Origin of the sequence: Streptomyces sp. NA02950 (assembly GCF_013364155.1) — a bacterium.
GTDB lineage: Bacteria > Actinomycetota > Actinomycetes > Streptomycetales > Streptomycetaceae > Streptomyces.
In genome coordinates this window covers 3,450,905-3,465,584 of the sequence record NZ_CP054916.1, presented here as the reverse complement: position 1 = coordinate 3,465,584, position 14,680 = coordinate 3,450,905, and the positions used below count along the sequence as shown (strand labels likewise).

Here is a 14,680-nt window from a genome sequence, read left to right as displayed (position 1 = left end):
CGCGTTGATGTTCATCAAACGTATGTCGCGATGTATCGCGTCTACGCTACTCTTCCCTCTACTTGCTGCCGCGCGCTGCACACGGTGGCGGAAATATGCCTTTATTGAGGGGGGCGCATCCGCCGTGGCGAAAAACAGTCGCGCGCCGCGGCGTCGAAAGATCTCCGTGGAACGACCCAAACCTCCTGGGAGTGCCAACATGCCAGGCGCTATTCATGCCGAGGGTCTGGTGAAGACCTTCGGCGACGTAAGGGCTCTGGACGGCGTCGACCTCGACGTACCCGAAGGAACCGTGCTCGGACTGCTCGGCCCCAACGGCGCCGGCAAGACCACGGCGGTGCGTGTGCTCACCACGCTGCTCCGCCCGGACAGCGGGCGGGCGGTGGTCGCGGGAGTGGATGTCCTGAAGCACCCCAACGAGGTGCGCCGTTCGATCGGTCTCTCCGGGCAGTTCGCCGCCGTCGACGAGTATCTGACCGGCCGCGAGAACCTCGAGATGGTCGGTCAGCTCTACCAGATGCGCGCGCGTGCCGCGAAGGCCCGCGCGGGCGAACTGCTGGAACGGTTCAACCTCGCCGACGCCGCCGACCGCACCGCCAAGACCTACTCCGGCGGGATGCGCCGCCGGCTCGACCTCGCGGCGGCCCTGGTCGTCAGCCCGCCCGTGATGTTCATGGACGAGCCGACCACCGGTCTGGATCCACGCAACCGGCAGGCGCTGTGGGAGGTCATCCAGGAACTGGTGGCCGGTGGTACGACCCTGCTGCTGACCACGCAGTACCTGGAGGAGGCGGACCACTTGGCGCACGACATCTGCGTCATCGACCGCGGCCGGGTCATCGCGCGCGGCACCTCCGACCAGCTCAAGGCCCGCACCGGCGGGGAGCGGGTGGAGGTCGTGGTGCACGAGCGCGACCACATCGCGGTCGCGGAACAGGTACTGCGCGCCCTGGGCAAGGGCGAGACCACCGTGCAGGAGCACACCCGCAAGGTCACCGTTCCGGTCGTCGGCGGGGCCAAACTGCTCGCCGAGGTCATCCGTGAACTGGACACCCGCGGAGTCGAGATCGACGACATCGGGCTGCGCCGCCCGACCCTCGACGACGTGTTCATCTCCCTCACCGGCCACGGTGCCGAGGAGGACGGCGCGGACAAGGCGTCCAACGGCAAGGCATCCGCGGGCAAGGCGTCCGCGGGCAAGGCGTCCGCGGGCGCGGGCAAGGGAGGAAAGTGATGGCCGTCGTCGAGGAGACCGGTGCCACCGTCGCGGCGGCACCCCGCCCGCGCGGCGGACCGCTGGCGTCCGTCCGCGACTCCCTGGTGGTCGCCAAGCGGAATCTGATCCGCATGGTGCGCATCCCAGAGGTGGTGATTTTCGGCCTGATCCAGCCGATCATGTTCGTGGTGCTGTTCAGCTATGTGTTCGGCGGAGCGATCATGATCCCGGGCCAGAGCAGTACGGACGCGACTGTATATCGCGAGTTCCTGATGGCCGGGATCTTCGCCCAGACCGTGACCTTCGCCACGGCGGGCGCGGGTGCCGGGATAGCCGACGACATGCACAAGGGTCTGATCGACCGCTTCCGCTCCCTGCCGATGGCGCGCGGCGCGGTCCTCACCGGCCGTACGCTCGCGGATCTGGTGCAGACGGCGCTGACGCTGGTCGTGCTGGCGATCGTCGCGCTCATCGTGGGCTGGCGGATCCACGACGGCATCCTGAACGCGCTCGGCGCCTTCGGGCTGCTGCTTCTGCTCGGTTACGCCTTCTCCTGGATCGGCGCGCTGATCGGGCTGTCCGTACGGACCCCCGAGGCGGCCACGTCCGGCGGGCTGATCTGGCTGTTCCCGCTGACCTTCATCTCCAACGCCTTTGTGCCGTCCAGCAAGATGCCCGCCTTCCTGGGGCACGTCGCCGACTGGAACCCGTTCAGCGCCACGGTGCAGGCGTCCCGCCAACTGTTCGGCAATCCGGAGGGCGTGGTCTCGGACGCCTGGCCGATGCAGCACCCCGTGGCGGCGTCGGTGCTCTGGTCGATCGTGATCATCCTGGTCTTCCGGACGCTGTCGGTCCGCAAGTACCGCTCGGCGACCGCCTGAGTCGTGCGAGCCGCCTGGACCTCCTCGGCCGCCTGAGCCGCGGAGATCATCGGAAACGCCGGAGAGCCCCGGCCGTGGTGCCGGACGGGGCTCTCGGGTGTCCGAGGGGCGAGGGGCGCTCAACCCTGGTACGGCTTGGCCTCCAGGATCCGCACCGATGCGGTACGGCCGTTGGGCAGCTCGTATTCGGCGTCCTGGCCGACCTTCTTGCCGGTCACACCCGACCCCAGCGGGGACTGCGGCGAGTAGGTCTCGATGTCCGCGCTCGCGTACTCACGGGAGGCGAGCAGGAAGGTCAGGGTGTCGTCCGGGTCGCCGTCGAAGGCGATCGTGACCACCATGCCGGGGGCGACCACGCCGGTGTCCGCGGGTGCCTCGCCGACCTTCGCCTGCTCCAGCAGCTGCGTCAGCTGACGCACCCGGAGTTCCTGCTTGCCCTGCTCCTCCTTGGCGGCGTGGTAACCACCGTTCTCCCGGAGGTCACCCTCCTCCCGGGCGGCCTCGATCTTCTTCGCGATCTCGATACGTGCGGGACCCGACAGGTACTCCAGCTCGGCCTTGAGCTGGTCGTACGCCTCCTGGGTCAGCCAGGTGACGTTCTCGCTGGTCTGGGTCACAGGTGCTCCTCGTCGGTGCTGGGAATACAAATGAACGCCCTACTCAGAAGGGTGCGCCTTCAAAGCCGGGCGAAACCACGAGCCTAACAATTCCGGCAAGAAACGGGGAGGAGGGAACTGGGCGCAATGTGGAGGAAACCCGTCAGCCCTGGTCAGATCGCACTCCGCTGACCGACACGTAGCGTCCGTTCATCGGACACCCGGTCGGCGGACGCCCCGCTCGGCTCCCCGGGGCGGCTCAGCCGCCCGAGGCGGACTCGCAGTCGACCAGCTCCGCGCTGGTGGCACGCCCCGTGGTGCGCACGGTGACGACCTTGACGAGCTCGTCCTCACGCTGGGCGAAGGTGAAGTCCTTGCGGCCCACCTCGCCGTGGTCCTTGTCCAGGGTACGCACCGTACAGACACCGGTGGTGTCCCGGTCCTTGATGACCTCCAGCCGGACCTCGACGGCGTCGTCCGCGACCACCTTGAAACCGATCACCCGGCCGCTGACGTCCTCGCCGGTGATGTACGCGTATCCGAACCAGGAGATCAGGGCGAGCAGCCCGGCACCGAGCACGGCGCCCACGATCTTCAGCGTGCGATCGGCGCGTGCGTCCGCCGATCGGCCGTAGCGCCCGTCGGGCAGACCCTCGCGCACCGCGGCCATGATCCTTCCTCCTGCTCGGGGGACTCGGAATTATTCGCCCCCGCCGTGGGTCACTATAGAAGCCGTCTTCCGCGACGAATCACTGAGGATCGAACTTGACTGAGCAGCTGCGTTTGATGGCCGTGCACGCGCACCCTGACGACGAGTCGAGCAAGGGCGCGGCCACCATGGCCAAGTACGTGTCCGAGGGGGTGGATGTGCTGGTCGCGACCTGCACAGGCGGTGAGCGCGGCTCCATCCTCAACCCCAAGCTCCAGGGGGATCCCTATATCGAGGAGCACATCCACGAGGTCCGCGCCAAGGAGATGGACGAGGCGCGCGAGATCCTCGGCGTGAAGCAGGAGTGGCTGGGCTTCGTGGACTCCGGGCTGCCCGAGGGCGACCCGCTGCCGCCGTTGCCCGAGGGCTGCTTCGCGCTCCAGGACGTGGAGGAGGCGGCGGGTCGGCTGGTGAGGCTGATCCGCACCTTCAAGCCGCAGGTGATCACCACCTATGACGAGAACGGCGGCTATCCGCACCCCGACCACATCATGACCCACAAGATCTCGATGGTGGCCTTCGACGCGGCGGGTGACCCCGAGCGCTACCCCGAGGCCGGGGAGCCGTGGCAGCCGCAGAAGCTCTACTACAACCAGGGCTTCAACCGGCCGCGCACGGTCGCCCTGCACGAGGCGCTGCTGGCCCGGGGACTGGAGTCGCCGTACGGGGAGTGGCTGGAGCGCTGGAAGGACTTCGCACGGCCCGAGCGCACCCTGACCACGTATGTGCCGTGCGCCGACTACTTCGAGATCCGCGACAAGGCGCTGATCGCGCACCGTACGCAGATCGACCCCGACGGCGGCTGGTTCCGGGTCCCGATGGACATCCAGAAGGAGGTCTGGCCGACGGAGGAGTACGAGCTCGCCAAGTCGCTCGTGGACACCTCCCTCCCCGAGGACGACCTCTTCGCGGGCATCCGCAACAATTGACCCCATGATGAGCGCGACCAGCACCCTCGCCGTAACGCATCTCGTCCCGCTCGCCAAAGAGCTGGACGAGAACAAGGTGACTCCGGGCGTCCTCGGTTTCATCGTCTTCGCACTGATCGGCGGCGCGGTGTGGCTGCTGATGAAGTCCATGAACAAGCATATGAAGAAGGTGGACTTCGAGGAGGGCCCGGAGCCCGCCAAGGCCCCGGGCCCGGCGTCCGCCGACCGCCCCAAGGGCGAGAGCCCGGCCTGACCCCGGCCCGGCACGGCACCTGACCCCTGCCGTCCGCCGCACCGGACCCTTCTCGGCCGGTGCGGAGCCCGTGCGGTCGCCGCCCGGCCCGGTGGGTCCGGGCGGCGGACCGGCTAGCCCGCCGTGCCATTCGGCAGCACCGCCATGACCTCGCGGGAGTGGCGGCTCGGGACCATGCCGAGCTGCCACGCCTGCCAGCCCGTCTCCGGCTCCACACCGCGCTCCAGCACCAGCGCGAACGCGTCCGCGCAGCCCTCCAGCCGGGTGTCCCCGGGCGGGCCCTGCTCGCGGAGCTCGCGGCGGAGCTCCGCCAGCTCCTCCTGGGCCACCGCGGTGCCGATCACCGAGCCGCCCGCCGAGGCGAACGGCAGCAGGGTGCAGCGCAGGAAACGGGCCCAGGAACGGCCGCGTCGGTCCCCGTACCCGGCGAACAGCGCGGCCGCCTCGTCGATCAGCTCCAGTGCCTGGGCCGCCTTGCCGTTCCCCGCGTCGATCACGGCCAGCTCCACGCAGGACCACGCCTCGCCATGGGCCACCCCCACCCGGTGGAAGTCCTGCCGCGCGTCTTGGAGCAGCTGCCGGGCGAAGCCGCTGTTGCGCAGCGAACCGGTCTGCGCCGCCCGCAGATCGCGGGTGACCCGCGCCGAGTGGTGCCGGGCGCACGCCAGCCCGTACGCGTCCCGCATCCGGCTGAACAGCGTGCGCGCCCGCTCCAGCTCGCGCACCGCCGAATCGTGATCGCCGCGCTCCTCCAGCGCCTGGCCCAGGTAGTACAGCGTCCATGCCTCGCCGCGGGCGTCCTCGTTCTCCCGGTGGCGGGAGAGGGCCTGGCGGAGCTGGTCGACGGCGACCGACGCCTCGCCGTCCACCAGCCGGGCACGGGCCAGCTGGGTCAGCGCCCATGCCTCGCCGCGCTGGTCGTGGGTGGTGCTGTAGGCGTCCAGCGCCTCCCGCAGCTCGGCCTCCGCGCGCCCCACCTCACCCATCCGCAGACATGCCTGGCCGAGCTGGAAGTGGGCCCACGCCTGGCCGTGCAGACTCTCGCTCTCCCGGTGCAGCTCCAGGGCCCCGGCGAGCAGCTCCAGCGCCTCGGCGAGCTGTCCGCGGTCGCGCTCCACGGCGGCCAGGGCGTGCATCGTCCAGGCGCGGTCCCCGCGCAGCTCCTCGGCGGACTGGAGCGACAGCGCCTCCCGCAGCTTCGCCGCGGCCTCCCCGAGCTGGCCCTGGTGGTGCAGGGTGATGCCCAGGCTGCACAGCGCCCGGGCCGCCCCCGCCTCGTGCTGGGCCTCGAAATACAGGTTCACCACCGAGGACAGGGTGGTGCGCGCCTGGTCCAGCTCGCCGAGCTGACGGGCGGCGATACCGGTACGCCACTGCACGGAACGCACCAGCAGCCCCTGGTCGACGGCCTGGGTCAGCTCGCTGATCTCGCCCAGCCGGTAGAGATCGCCGCGCAGCAGGCAGTAGTCGCACAGGGCGCCCAGGAGGTGCAGCACGGCGGACTGGTCCACACCCTCCGCATGGCGCAGCGCCGCGGTGATGAAGCTGGACTCGTCGTCCAGCCAGCGCAGCGCGGATTCCAGTGAGGTGAAGCCGTGGCCCGCGCCCTTGGCGAAGATGTCGGCGCGGGTGGAGGTCTTGCCGTCGACCAGCCGGATCACCGAGTCCGCCAGCTCGGCATAGCTGCGGATCAGCCGCTCCTGGGCTGCGGTGCGCTGCTCCGGCTCCTCCTCGTCCAGCAGACGGGTCTGGGCGAAGGTCCGCACCACGTCGTGCAGGCGGTAGCGGCTGCCGCGGACGTGCTGGATCAGCCCGGCGCGGCCGAGCGCCTCCAGATGACGGGCCGCCTCCTGCTCATCGGTGGCCAGCAGCGCGGCGGCCGCCGCCGCGCCCAGACTGGCCCGCCCGGCCAGCGCCAGCCGCCGCAGCAGCCGCCGGGCGCCGTCCTGCTGGTCGGTGTAGCGCAGCCACAGGGTGCGCTCGACCGCGCCCACCGGCCCGTACGCCTCCAGCTCGGTGACCAGGGCGGCGGGGGTGCGCACCCCCAGGGAGGAGCCCGCGATCCGCAGCGCCAGCGGCAGCCGCCCGCACAGCTCCGCGATCCGCTCGACGGACTGCGCGTCATACGGCCCGGCCCCCGCGGGCTCCTCGGCGGAGGCCCGCAGCAACTCCTCGGCGCCCGGCTCGTCCAGCGGGCCCACCTCCAGCCGGTGGACCCAGGCGGCCAGATCCGGGGGCAAGGTGACCGGGGTGCGCGAGGTGACCAGGATGAGGCTGTCGGACCGCTCGGGAACCAGCGTGCGCACCTGCTCGGCATCGCTTGCGTCATCCAGCACGATGGTGACCGGCAGCCCGGTCAGATGCTGGTGATACAGCTCGGTGAGCCGCTTGACGTGCTGGTCCTGGGTGGAGCGCTCGCGGAACAGCAGCTGGTCCCGGGGCGCGCCCAGCCGGTTCAGCAGATGCAGCAGCGCGTCACGGGTCGGCAGCGGGGACTGCTCGGCGCTGTCCCCGCGCAGATCCACCAGGCACGCGCCGCGGAACTCGTCCCGCAGATGGTGCGCCGCCCGCACGGCCAGCATGGTGCGGCCCGAGCCCGGCGGCCCCTCCAGCAGCACCACGGTGGGCCGGGTCTCGGTGCTCGCCCGCGCCTGCCGCACCCACTGCGCGATCTGGGTGATCTGGGCACGGCGCCCGGCGAACGGGCCGTCCGCCTCGGGGAGATGGGCGAAGGACTGCTCCAGCACGGTGCGCCTGCGGGCCGCCTGGCTGCGGTCGGCCCCGCGCAGCCGCGGCACCTGCCCGGCGGAGGCCGAGACGCGCTTCGACCCGCCGCCGCCCTGACGGGTGGCGGCCGTGGTCATCCGGTGCTGGTCGATGAACGGGCGGATGCCCCGCACCTCGACCGCCGTCAGCCACTGGAGCCGCAGCTGCTCGGCCCCGCCGGGCTGGTGGCGCAGGGCGGCCTGGCGGTGGGCCGCGGGCCAGTGGCCCGCGGTGAGCTTCAGGACCGCCGCGGCCGATCCGGCCACCGCCGCGGTCACCCCCGCGCCCAGCGCGGCGCCCGCCGAGACCCCGAAGGTGAGATCCGCGCCGAACGCCGCGGCCGCCGCGACCGCGACCGCCAGCGCCGGGGTACCGAGCCGCCCGCGGGTCAGCCGCGCGGACAGCGGACGGCTGCCCGCCTCCGACTCCTCCAGGGCGCGCACATACGCGCCGTACTCCTCGGCCGCGGTGGCCGCCATCCCCTCCAGCGCCCCGCGCGCCCGGCTGAGCAGCACCCCGCCGTCCGTGCGCCCGGCCGAGCGGCGCACCTCCTCCTCCACGGCGCGCGACAGCAGCCGCTCGACCTCGGTCCGGTGGCTGTCCCGCAGCACCTCCACTGAGCCCGGCATGAATCCCCCTCCTTGCGCATGTGCCACGCGTCGACCGCGCGTTGCTCCCAAGTCTTCCGTTTCTGGTTCTTATCCGGCAGCCCTGTGGATAACTCCCTCCGGGGCCCCTGTGGATAACTCGCACAATCCGAGAGTTGGGAGAGGATGGGGGCATGCCGAACCGTCTGGCGCACGAAACGTCCCCGTACCTCCTTCAGCACGCCGACAACCCGGTCGACTGGCGGCCGTGGTCCGACGAGGCGTTCCAGGAGGCGCGCCGCCGCGGGGTGCCCGTGCTGCTGAGCGTCGGCTATTCCAGCTGTCACTGGTGCCATGTCATGGCGCACGAGTCCTTCGAGGACGAGACGACCGCCGCCTACCTCAACGAGCACTTCGTCTCCGTCAAGGTCGACCGCGAGGAGCGGCCGGATGTCGACGCGGTGTACATGGAGGCGGTGCAGGCAGCGACCGGCCAGGGCGGCTGGCCGATGACGGTGTTCCTCACCCCCGACGCCGAGCCCTTCTACTTCGGCACCTATTTCCCGCCCGCGCCGCGCCACGGCATGCCCGCCTTCCAGCAGGTGCTGGAGGGGGTGCGGGCGGCGTGGACGGACCGTCGCGAGGAGGTCCGGGACGTCGCCGGGCGGATCGTGCAGGACCTGGCCGCGCGCACCGGCATCGCGCTGGGTTCCGGCGCGCCCCAGCCGCCCGGCACCGAGGATCTGCACGCCGCGCTCATGGGGCTGACCCGCGAATTCGACGCCGTGCGCGGGGGGTTCGGGGGCGCACCCAAGTTCCCGCCGTCCATGGCGCTGGAGTTCCTGCTGCGCCACCACGCCCGGACCGGCTCCGAGGGCGCCCTCCAGATGGTGTCGGCCACCTGCGAGGCGATGGCCCGCGGCGGTATCTACGACCAGCTCGGCGGTGGCTTCGCGCGCTATGCCGTCGACGCCACCTGGACCGTGCCGCACTTCGAGAAGATGCTGTACGACAATGCGCTGCTGGGCCGGGTCTACGCCCATCTGTGGCGGGCCACCGGCTCGGACCTCGCCCGCCGTATCGCCCTGGGGACGGCCGAGTTCCTGGTCCGCGAGATGCGCACCGAGCAGGGCGGTTTCGCCTCCGCGCTGGACGCCGACAGCGACGACGGCACCGGACGCCATGTCGAGGGCGCGTACTACGTCTGGACGCCCGAGCAGCTGCGCGAGGCGCTGGGTGGGGCCGACGCCGAGTTCGCCGCCGGGTACTTCGGGGTGACCGAGGAGGGCACCTTCGAAAAGGGGGCCTCCGTGCTCCAGCTCCCCGACGGCGCGCGGCCGGTGGAGGCCGAGAGGATCGCCTCGGTGCGGCAGCGGCTGCTGGCCGCCAGGGAGCGGCGGGCGCGCCCCGGCCGCGATGACAAGATCGTCGCCGCCTGGAACGGGCTGGCCGTCGCCGCCCTCGCCGAGACCGGCGCGTACTTCGACCGGCCCGATCTCGTCGAGGCCGCCACCGAGGCCGCCGATCTGCTCGTCCGTGTCCACATGGACCAGCAGGGGCGGCTCGCCCGCACCTCGCTGGACGGCACCTCCGGCAGCCATGCCGGTGTCCTGGAGGACTACGCCGATGTGGCCGAGGGCTTCCTCGCCCTGTCCGCGGTCACCGGCGAGGGAGTGTGGGTCGAGTTCGCGGGGCTGCTCCTGGACACGGTGCTGGGCCACTTCACCGCCGAGGACGGCACGCTGTTCGACACCGCGGATGACGCGGAGGCGCTCATCCGCCGCCCCCAGGACCCGACGGACAACGCCGCGCCGTCGGGATGGACGGCGGCCGCGGGCGCCTTGCTGTCCTACGCGGCCGTCACGGGCAGCACCCGCCATCGCGAGGCCGCCGAGCGGGCGCTCGCCGTGGTGCGCGCGCTCGGCGCGCGCGTCCCGCGTTTCATCGGCTGGGGGCTCGCGGTGGCCGAGGCGGCGCTCGACGGACCGCGCGAGGTGGCGGTCGTCGGCCCCGACGGCGATCCGGCGACGCGCGCCCTGCACCGCGCCGCGCTGCTGGGCACCGCGCCCGGTGCGGTGGTCGCGGTCGGCGAGCCCGGCTCCGAGGAGGTCCCGCTGCTCCTGGACCGCCCGCTGCTGGAGGGCCGCCCGGCGGCCTATGTCTGCCGCCACTTCACCTGTGACGCACCCACCGCCGACGCGGACGCGCTGGCCGCGAAGTTGGGGGGCTGAGGGACGCGTTGCCGGGGTCCGCGCGGCGCCCAACGGCGCGTGCCGGGCTCCACGGCCGCCCACGGGCCTCGGTATCCACCGGGCTCCGTGGCCGCCCGTGGGCCTCGGTACCGACCGGGCTCCACGGCTGCCCGCGGCCCTCGGTCCACCGGGCTCCGTGGCCGCCCGCGGGCCTCGGTACCGACCGGGCCCCGTGGCCGCTCGCTGCACCCAGGCGCGTGCCGGGCTCCACGGCTGCCCGCGGCCCTCGGTCCACCGGGCTCCGTGGCTGCCCGCGGGCCTCGGTACCGACCGGGCCCCGTGGCCGCTCGCTGCACCTAGGCGCGTGCCGGGCTCCACGGCTGCCCGCGGCCCTCGGTCCACCGGGCTCCGTGGCCGCCCGCGGGCCTCGGTACCGACCGGGCCCCGTGGCCGCTCGCTGCACCCAGGCGCGTGCCGGGCTCCACGGCTGCCCGCGGCCCCCGGTCCACCGGGCTCCGTGGCCGCCCGCGGGCCCCGGTACCGACCGGGCCCCGTGGCCGCCCGGGCTCCGTGGCGGCCCGCGGGCCTCGGTATCCACCGGGCCCCGGCTGGCACCGACTCGGGCCGCTGACCGGCGTCCTGCCGCCCGCGATCCGGGCCCCCGGGCTGTTGCCAACGGCCGTCACCGCGGCCTGACCGGTGGATGCCGGGCGCCCGATCGCGCTCCCTCGGTGCTCGGACCGCGGTCCGCCCCTCGGTCCGGCCCGGCTGCGGTGATCCCGTCAGCCCCGTTGCCCGATCGGCCCGCGGCTCCCGGCCGCCGGCCGGTCGCTCGGTCGTCACCGGTCCGCGGGCGGCGGGAGCGGCCGTGGCTCCGTCCGTGCCCGTCCGCCGGACAGGGCCCGGCGCCCGCCGTCGGTGGTTCTCCCAAGGGCTCGGTGGGGCCCGGGGTCAGAGGGGGAGGCCGCGGGAGAGGAGGGCCAGGGCGTGGTCGATGGTGGCTTCCATGTCCTCGACCCGGCGGTGGTCCAGACAGTGGAAGACGGCCTCCTGAAGTGCGCCCAGGATCGCTCCGGCCACGATGCGCACCTCGAAGTCGTCCGGTGCGCGGCCGCCGCGTTCGGCCATCGCTTCGCCCAGCGTCACGGCCGTCGTGGCCAGGCCCTCGCCCATCCGGGCGCGCAGGGCCGGGATGCGGCGGACGAGGGCGAGCCGGGTCAGGAGTTCCTTGCGCTCCGCGGCGGTGAACTGCCCCAGCAGATCGAGGATGGCGCGGCGCAGCGCGGTGACCGGGGATTCGTCGAGAGGGCGGTCGCGGATCGCGGCCGCGAGGATCACGTCGTACTCGTCCGTGAGCACGATGTCTTCCTTGGTGGGGAAGTAGCGGAAGACGGTGCTGGGGGAGACATCGGCGGCTTCCGCGATCCGGTCCACGGGGGTGGCGTCGTAGCCCCGTTCCGCGAAGAGCCGGTAGGCCGCCTGCCGGATCGCCCGCCGGGTCTTGATCTTCTTCCGCTCACGGAGCCCCGGGGCGGTCCGCCGCGCGGACCGCTCGGCGGCGGACGTCGTGCGTGCCATGTCTCTCATTGTCAGGCATCGGCTCCGGGGCGGGGCCGATTCGGCCTCCGCTTCCCGGCGGCCTCCCCTTCCGGCGGAGGGCTGGTACCCGCCGCGGCTCAGGCGTGCTGATAGGCCACCAGCGAGATACCCACGTAGTGCACCACGAAGGCCGCCAGCGTGAACAAGTGGAACACCTCGTGGAAGCCGAACCAGCGCGGCGAGGGGTTGGGGCGCTTGGTTCCGTAGATCACCGCGCCAGCGCTGTACAGCAGTCCGCCGATGATGATCAGGGTCATCACGGCGATGCCGCCGGTGCGCATGAAGTCGGGCAGGAAGAAGACCGCCGCCCAGCCCAGCGCTATGTAGCACGGGGTGTAGAGCCAGCGCGGGGCGCCGACCCAGAACACCCGGAAGGTGATCCCGGCGATCGCCCCGGCCCACACCAGCCACAGCAGCAGCTGCTGTTTGCCTTCCGGCAGCAACAGCAGTGTGAAGGGCGTGTAGGTGCCCGCGATGATCAGGAAGATATTGGCGTGATCCAGCCGCCGCAGTATCGCGGTGGCCCGCGGGCCCCAATTGCCGCGGTGGTACAGCGCGCTCACCCCGAACAGCGCGCAGGCGGTGAGGGTGTAGACGGCGCACGCCAGGCGCCCGCGCGGGCTGTCGGCGAGCGCCGTGAGGACCACCCCGGAAACCAGCGCGGCCGGGAACATGCCGGCGTGCAGCCAGCCGCGCAGGAGGGGCTTCAGAGGGAGCGGTAGGGCTGCTTGAGGCCCTGGGGGATTGTCAACGACGGCGTCGGGCTCGGCGGCAGGCATGGCGCTCATGCTACCTACGCAACCGTAAGTTACCGGCCCATGTCGAGTGGTGATGGTCACCAAGGTGCCCACTGGACAGATGGCTCACACCGTCGGATGATCAAATGAGCGCGGTCGGCACCGGATGAGCTGAGCATCCGGGTCGCAGCCCCCAAGGGGTAGCTGTCTCCAGAAACGGATGTGCGTGCACATATCCGTACAAACCCTCAATCGATAACGCCGGACCATGCCGTTCCGGCGGGATGGAGCGATCGTGGCGCCCAGCAATGTGGCTTCCTCCCCCACCAGCCCGGCCCCGACCAACCACCAGGAGCTCATCGCCTGGGTCGGCGAGATCGCCGCCCTCACCCAGCCCGATGAGGTGGTCTGGTGCGACGGCTCGGAGGCGGAGTACGACCGGTTGTCCGGAGAGCTGGTCGAGAAGGGCACCTTCAAACGCCTGGATCCGATCAAGCGCCCGAACTCGTACTACGCGGCCTCCGATCCCAGCGATGTGGCCCGGGTCGAGGACCGCACCTTCATCTGCTCCGAGAAGGAGGCGGACGCGGGCCCGACGAACCACTGGAAGCACCCTGCCGAGATGCGCGAGATCTTCGCCGGTGAGCAGGGGATATTCCGCGGCTCGATGCGCGGCCGCACGATGTACGTGGTGCCCTTCTGCATGGGCCCGCTCGGCTCGCCGCTGTCCGCGATCGGCGTCGAGATCACCGACTCCGCCTATGTCGCCGTCTCCATGCGCACCATGACCCGCATGGGACAGGACGTCCTGGACGTCCTCGGTGACGAGGGCTTCTTCGTGAAGGCCGTCCACACCCTCGGCGCCCCGCTGGAGCCCGGCCAGGCCGATGTGCCCTGGCCCTGCAACTCGACCAAGTACATCTCGCACTTCCCCGAGTCGCGGGAGATCTGGTCCTACGGCTCCGGCTACGGCGGAAACGCCCTGCTCGGCAAGAAGTGCTACGCGCTGCGTATCGCCTCGGTCATGGCGCGTGACGAGGGCTGGCTCGCCGAGCACATGCTGATCCTCAAGCTCACCCCACCGCGCGGTGAGGCCAAGTACGTCGCCGCCGCCTTCCCCAGCGCCTGCGGCAAGACCAACCTCGCGATGCTGGAGCCGACCATCCCCGGCTGGACGGTCGAGACCATCGGCGACGACATCGCCTGGATGCGGTTCGGCGAGGACGGCAGGCTGTACGCGATCAACCCCGAGGCGGGCTTCTTCGGTGTCGCGCCCGGCACCGGTGAGCACACCAACGCCAACGCGATGAAGACCCTGTGGGGCAACTCGGTCTTCACCAACGTCGCGCTCACCGACGACGGCGATGTGTGGTGGGAGGGCATGACCGAGGAGGAGCCCGCTCATCTGACCGACTGGAAGGGCAACGACTGGACCCCGGCAACCGGGACCCCCGCGGCCCACCCCAACGCCCGTTTCACCGTCCCGGCCGGTCAGTGCCCGATCATCGCCCCCGAGTGGGAGGACCCCAAGGGCGTGCCGATCTCGGCGATCCTCTTCGGCGGCCGCCGCGCCAGCGCGGTCCCGCTGGTCACCGAGTCCTTCGACTGGCAGCACGGCGTCTTCCTCGGCGCCAACGTGGCCAGCGAGAAGACCGCGGCGGCCGAGGGCAAGGTCGGCGAACTGCGCCGCGACCCCTTCGCCATGCTGCCGTTCTGCGGCTACAACATGGGCGACTACATGGCCCACTGGGTCAAGGTCGGCAAGAAGGAGGACGCGGAGGCGGCGGCCAAGCTGCCGAAGATCTACTACGTCAACTGGTTCCGCAAGGACGCCGAAGGCCGCTTCGTGTGGCCGGGCTTCGGCGAGAACAGCCGGGTGCTGAAGTGGATCGTCGACCGGCTGGACGGCAAGGCCGAGGGCGTGGAGACCCCGATCGGCGTGCTGCCGACCCGTGAGGCGCTCGACACCGAGGGTCTGGGCATGGCCGACGCCGACCTCGACCTGCTGCTCACCGTCGACAAGGACGTCTGGCGCGAGGAGGCGGCGCTCGTTCCCGACCACCTCAACACCTTCGGTGACCACACGCCGAAGGAGATGTGGGACGAGTACCACGCGCTGGTCGAGCGTCTGGGCTGAGCCGCGAGCACGTCGAAGGCCGGGGCCCGCCCGCACGGTGCGGGCCCCCGCCTCGTGGTCACCGCCCCCTGGTCAGCC

11 protein-coding genes are annotated in these 14,680 nt (G+C 71.7%); 6 read left to right on the top strand and 5 right to left on the bottom strand.

All coding sequences use genetic code 11. The annotated features are described in order from the left end of the window. The first annotated feature begins 199 nt into the window (after nucleotides 1-199). Nucleotides 200-1,234, top strand: coding sequence for an ATP-binding cassette domain-containing protein (locus HUT19_RS14670; protein WP_254885571.1), 1,035 nt, complete (start codon nucleotides 200-202; stop codon nucleotides 1,232-1,234). Beyond that, entirely contained in the window at nucleotides 1,234-2,097 is an 864-nt protein-coding gene (locus HUT19_RS14665; protein ID WP_176180919.1) for an ABC transporter permease, read from the top strand. Before HUT19_RS14670 ends, HUT19_RS14665 begins: the two co-directional genes overlap by 1 nt. 119 nt (nucleotides 2,098-2,216) lie before the next feature. Here HUT19_RS14665 and greA read toward each other — a convergent pair whose 3' ends face one another. Together greA and HUT19_RS14655 are read right to left on the bottom strand one after the other, a co-directional pair. Beyond that, nucleotides 2,217-2,714 (bottom strand): transcription elongation factor GreA, encoded by a 498-nt coding sequence (gene greA / locus HUT19_RS14660; protein WP_176180918.1) that lies wholly within the window; start codon nucleotides 2,712-2,714, stop codon nucleotides 2,217-2,219. A 238-nt stretch (nucleotides 2,715-2,952) separates the two neighbouring features. Continuing rightward, nucleotides 2,953-3,363 (bottom strand): DUF4307 domain-containing protein, encoded by a 411-nt coding sequence (locus HUT19_RS14655; RefSeq protein ID WP_176180917.1) that lies wholly within the window; start codon nucleotides 3,361-3,363, stop codon nucleotides 2,953-2,955. Between the two features lie 95 nt (nucleotides 3,364-3,458). Here HUT19_RS14655 and mca point away from each other — a divergent pair, with 95 nt between their 5' ends. Continuing rightward, the gene (gene mca, locus HUT19_RS14650) at nucleotides 3,459-4,331 is read left to right on the top strand and encodes a mycothiol conjugate amidase Mca (RefSeq protein ID WP_176180916.1); all 873 of its coding nucleotides are present in this window, start codon (nucleotides 3,459-3,461) and stop codon (nucleotides 4,329-4,331) included. A 7-nt stretch (nucleotides 4,332-4,338) separates the two neighbouring features. Next, nucleotides 4,339-4,584: a hypothetical protein gene (locus HUT19_RS14645; protein ID WP_176186881.1), complete on the top strand. Its 246-nt coding sequence runs from the start codon at nucleotides 4,339-4,341 to the stop codon at nucleotides 4,582-4,584. 113 nt (nucleotides 4,585-4,697) lie between these two features. Here HUT19_RS14645 and HUT19_RS14640 read toward each other — a convergent pair whose 3' ends face one another. Next, nucleotides 4,698-7,979, bottom strand: coding sequence for a tetratricopeptide repeat protein (locus HUT19_RS14640; protein WP_176180915.1), 3,282 nt, complete (start codon nucleotides 7,977-7,979; stop codon nucleotides 4,698-4,700). Between the two features lie 152 nt (nucleotides 7,980-8,131). On the opposite strand from HUT19_RS14640, the gene HUT19_RS14635 reads away from it, so the two are divergent. Then, on the top strand, nucleotides 8,132-10,168 hold the full coding sequence (locus HUT19_RS14635; protein WP_176180914.1) for a thioredoxin domain-containing protein: 2,037 nt from the start codon (nucleotides 8,132-8,134) through the stop codon (nucleotides 10,166-10,168). A 912-nt stretch (nucleotides 10,169-11,080) separates the two neighbouring features. Here HUT19_RS14635 and HUT19_RS14630 read toward each other — a convergent pair. After that, complete coding sequence (locus HUT19_RS14630; protein ID WP_176180913.1) at nucleotides 11,081-11,707, bottom strand: TetR/AcrR family transcriptional regulator; 627 nt, start codon at nucleotides 11,705-11,707, stop codon at nucleotides 11,081-11,083. A 98-nt stretch (nucleotides 11,708-11,805) separates the two neighbouring features. After that, nucleotides 11,806-12,507, bottom strand: coding sequence for a hemolysin III family protein (locus HUT19_RS14625; protein WP_176186879.1), 702 nt, complete (start codon nucleotides 12,505-12,507; stop codon nucleotides 11,806-11,808). 253 nt (nucleotides 12,508-12,760) lie between these two features. Between HUT19_RS14625 and HUT19_RS14620 the strand changes: the two genes are divergently transcribed. Further along, the gene (locus HUT19_RS14620; RefSeq protein ID WP_176180912.1) at nucleotides 12,761-14,602 is read left to right on the top strand and encodes a phosphoenolpyruvate carboxykinase (GTP); all 1,842 of its coding nucleotides are present in this window, start codon (nucleotides 12,761-12,763) and stop codon (nucleotides 14,600-14,602) included. The last annotated feature ends 78 nt before the right edge of the window (nucleotides 14,603-14,680 follow it).

What these genes read in the sequence shown, in the direction of transcription:
- HUT19_RS14670 (WP_254885571.1), top strand. Translation starts at nt 200, where the DNA reads ATGCCAGGCGCTATTCATGCCGAGGGTCTGGTGAAGACCTTCGGCGAC.
- HUT19_RS14665 (WP_176180919.1), top strand. Translation starts at nt 1,234, where the DNA reads ATGGCCGTCGTCGAGGAGACCGGTGCCACCGTCGCGGCGGCACCCCGC.
- HUT19_RS14655 (WP_176180917.1), bottom strand. Translation starts at nt 3,363, where the DNA reads ATGGCCGCGGTGCGCGAGGGTCTGCCCGACGGGCGCTACGGCCGATCG.
- HUT19_RS14645 (WP_176186881.1), top strand. Translation starts at nt 4,339, where the DNA reads ATGAGCGCGACCAGCACCCTCGCCGTAACGCATCTCGTCCCGCTCGCC.
- HUT19_RS14640 (WP_176180915.1), bottom strand. Translation starts at nt 7,979, where the DNA reads ATGCCGGGCTCAGTGGAGGTGCTGCGGGACAGCCACCGGACCGAGGTC.
- HUT19_RS14635 (WP_176180914.1), top strand. Translation starts at nt 8,132, where the DNA reads ATGCCGAACCGTCTGGCGCACGAAACGTCCCCGTACCTCCTTCAGCAC.
- HUT19_RS14630 (WP_176180913.1), bottom strand. Translation starts at nt 11,707, where the DNA reads ATGGCACGCACGACGTCCGCCGCCGAGCGGTCCGCGCGGCGGACCGCC.
- HUT19_RS14625 (WP_176186879.1), bottom strand. Translation starts at nt 12,507, where the DNA reads ATGCCTGCCGCCGAGCCCGACGCCGTCGTTGACAATCCCCCAGGGCCT.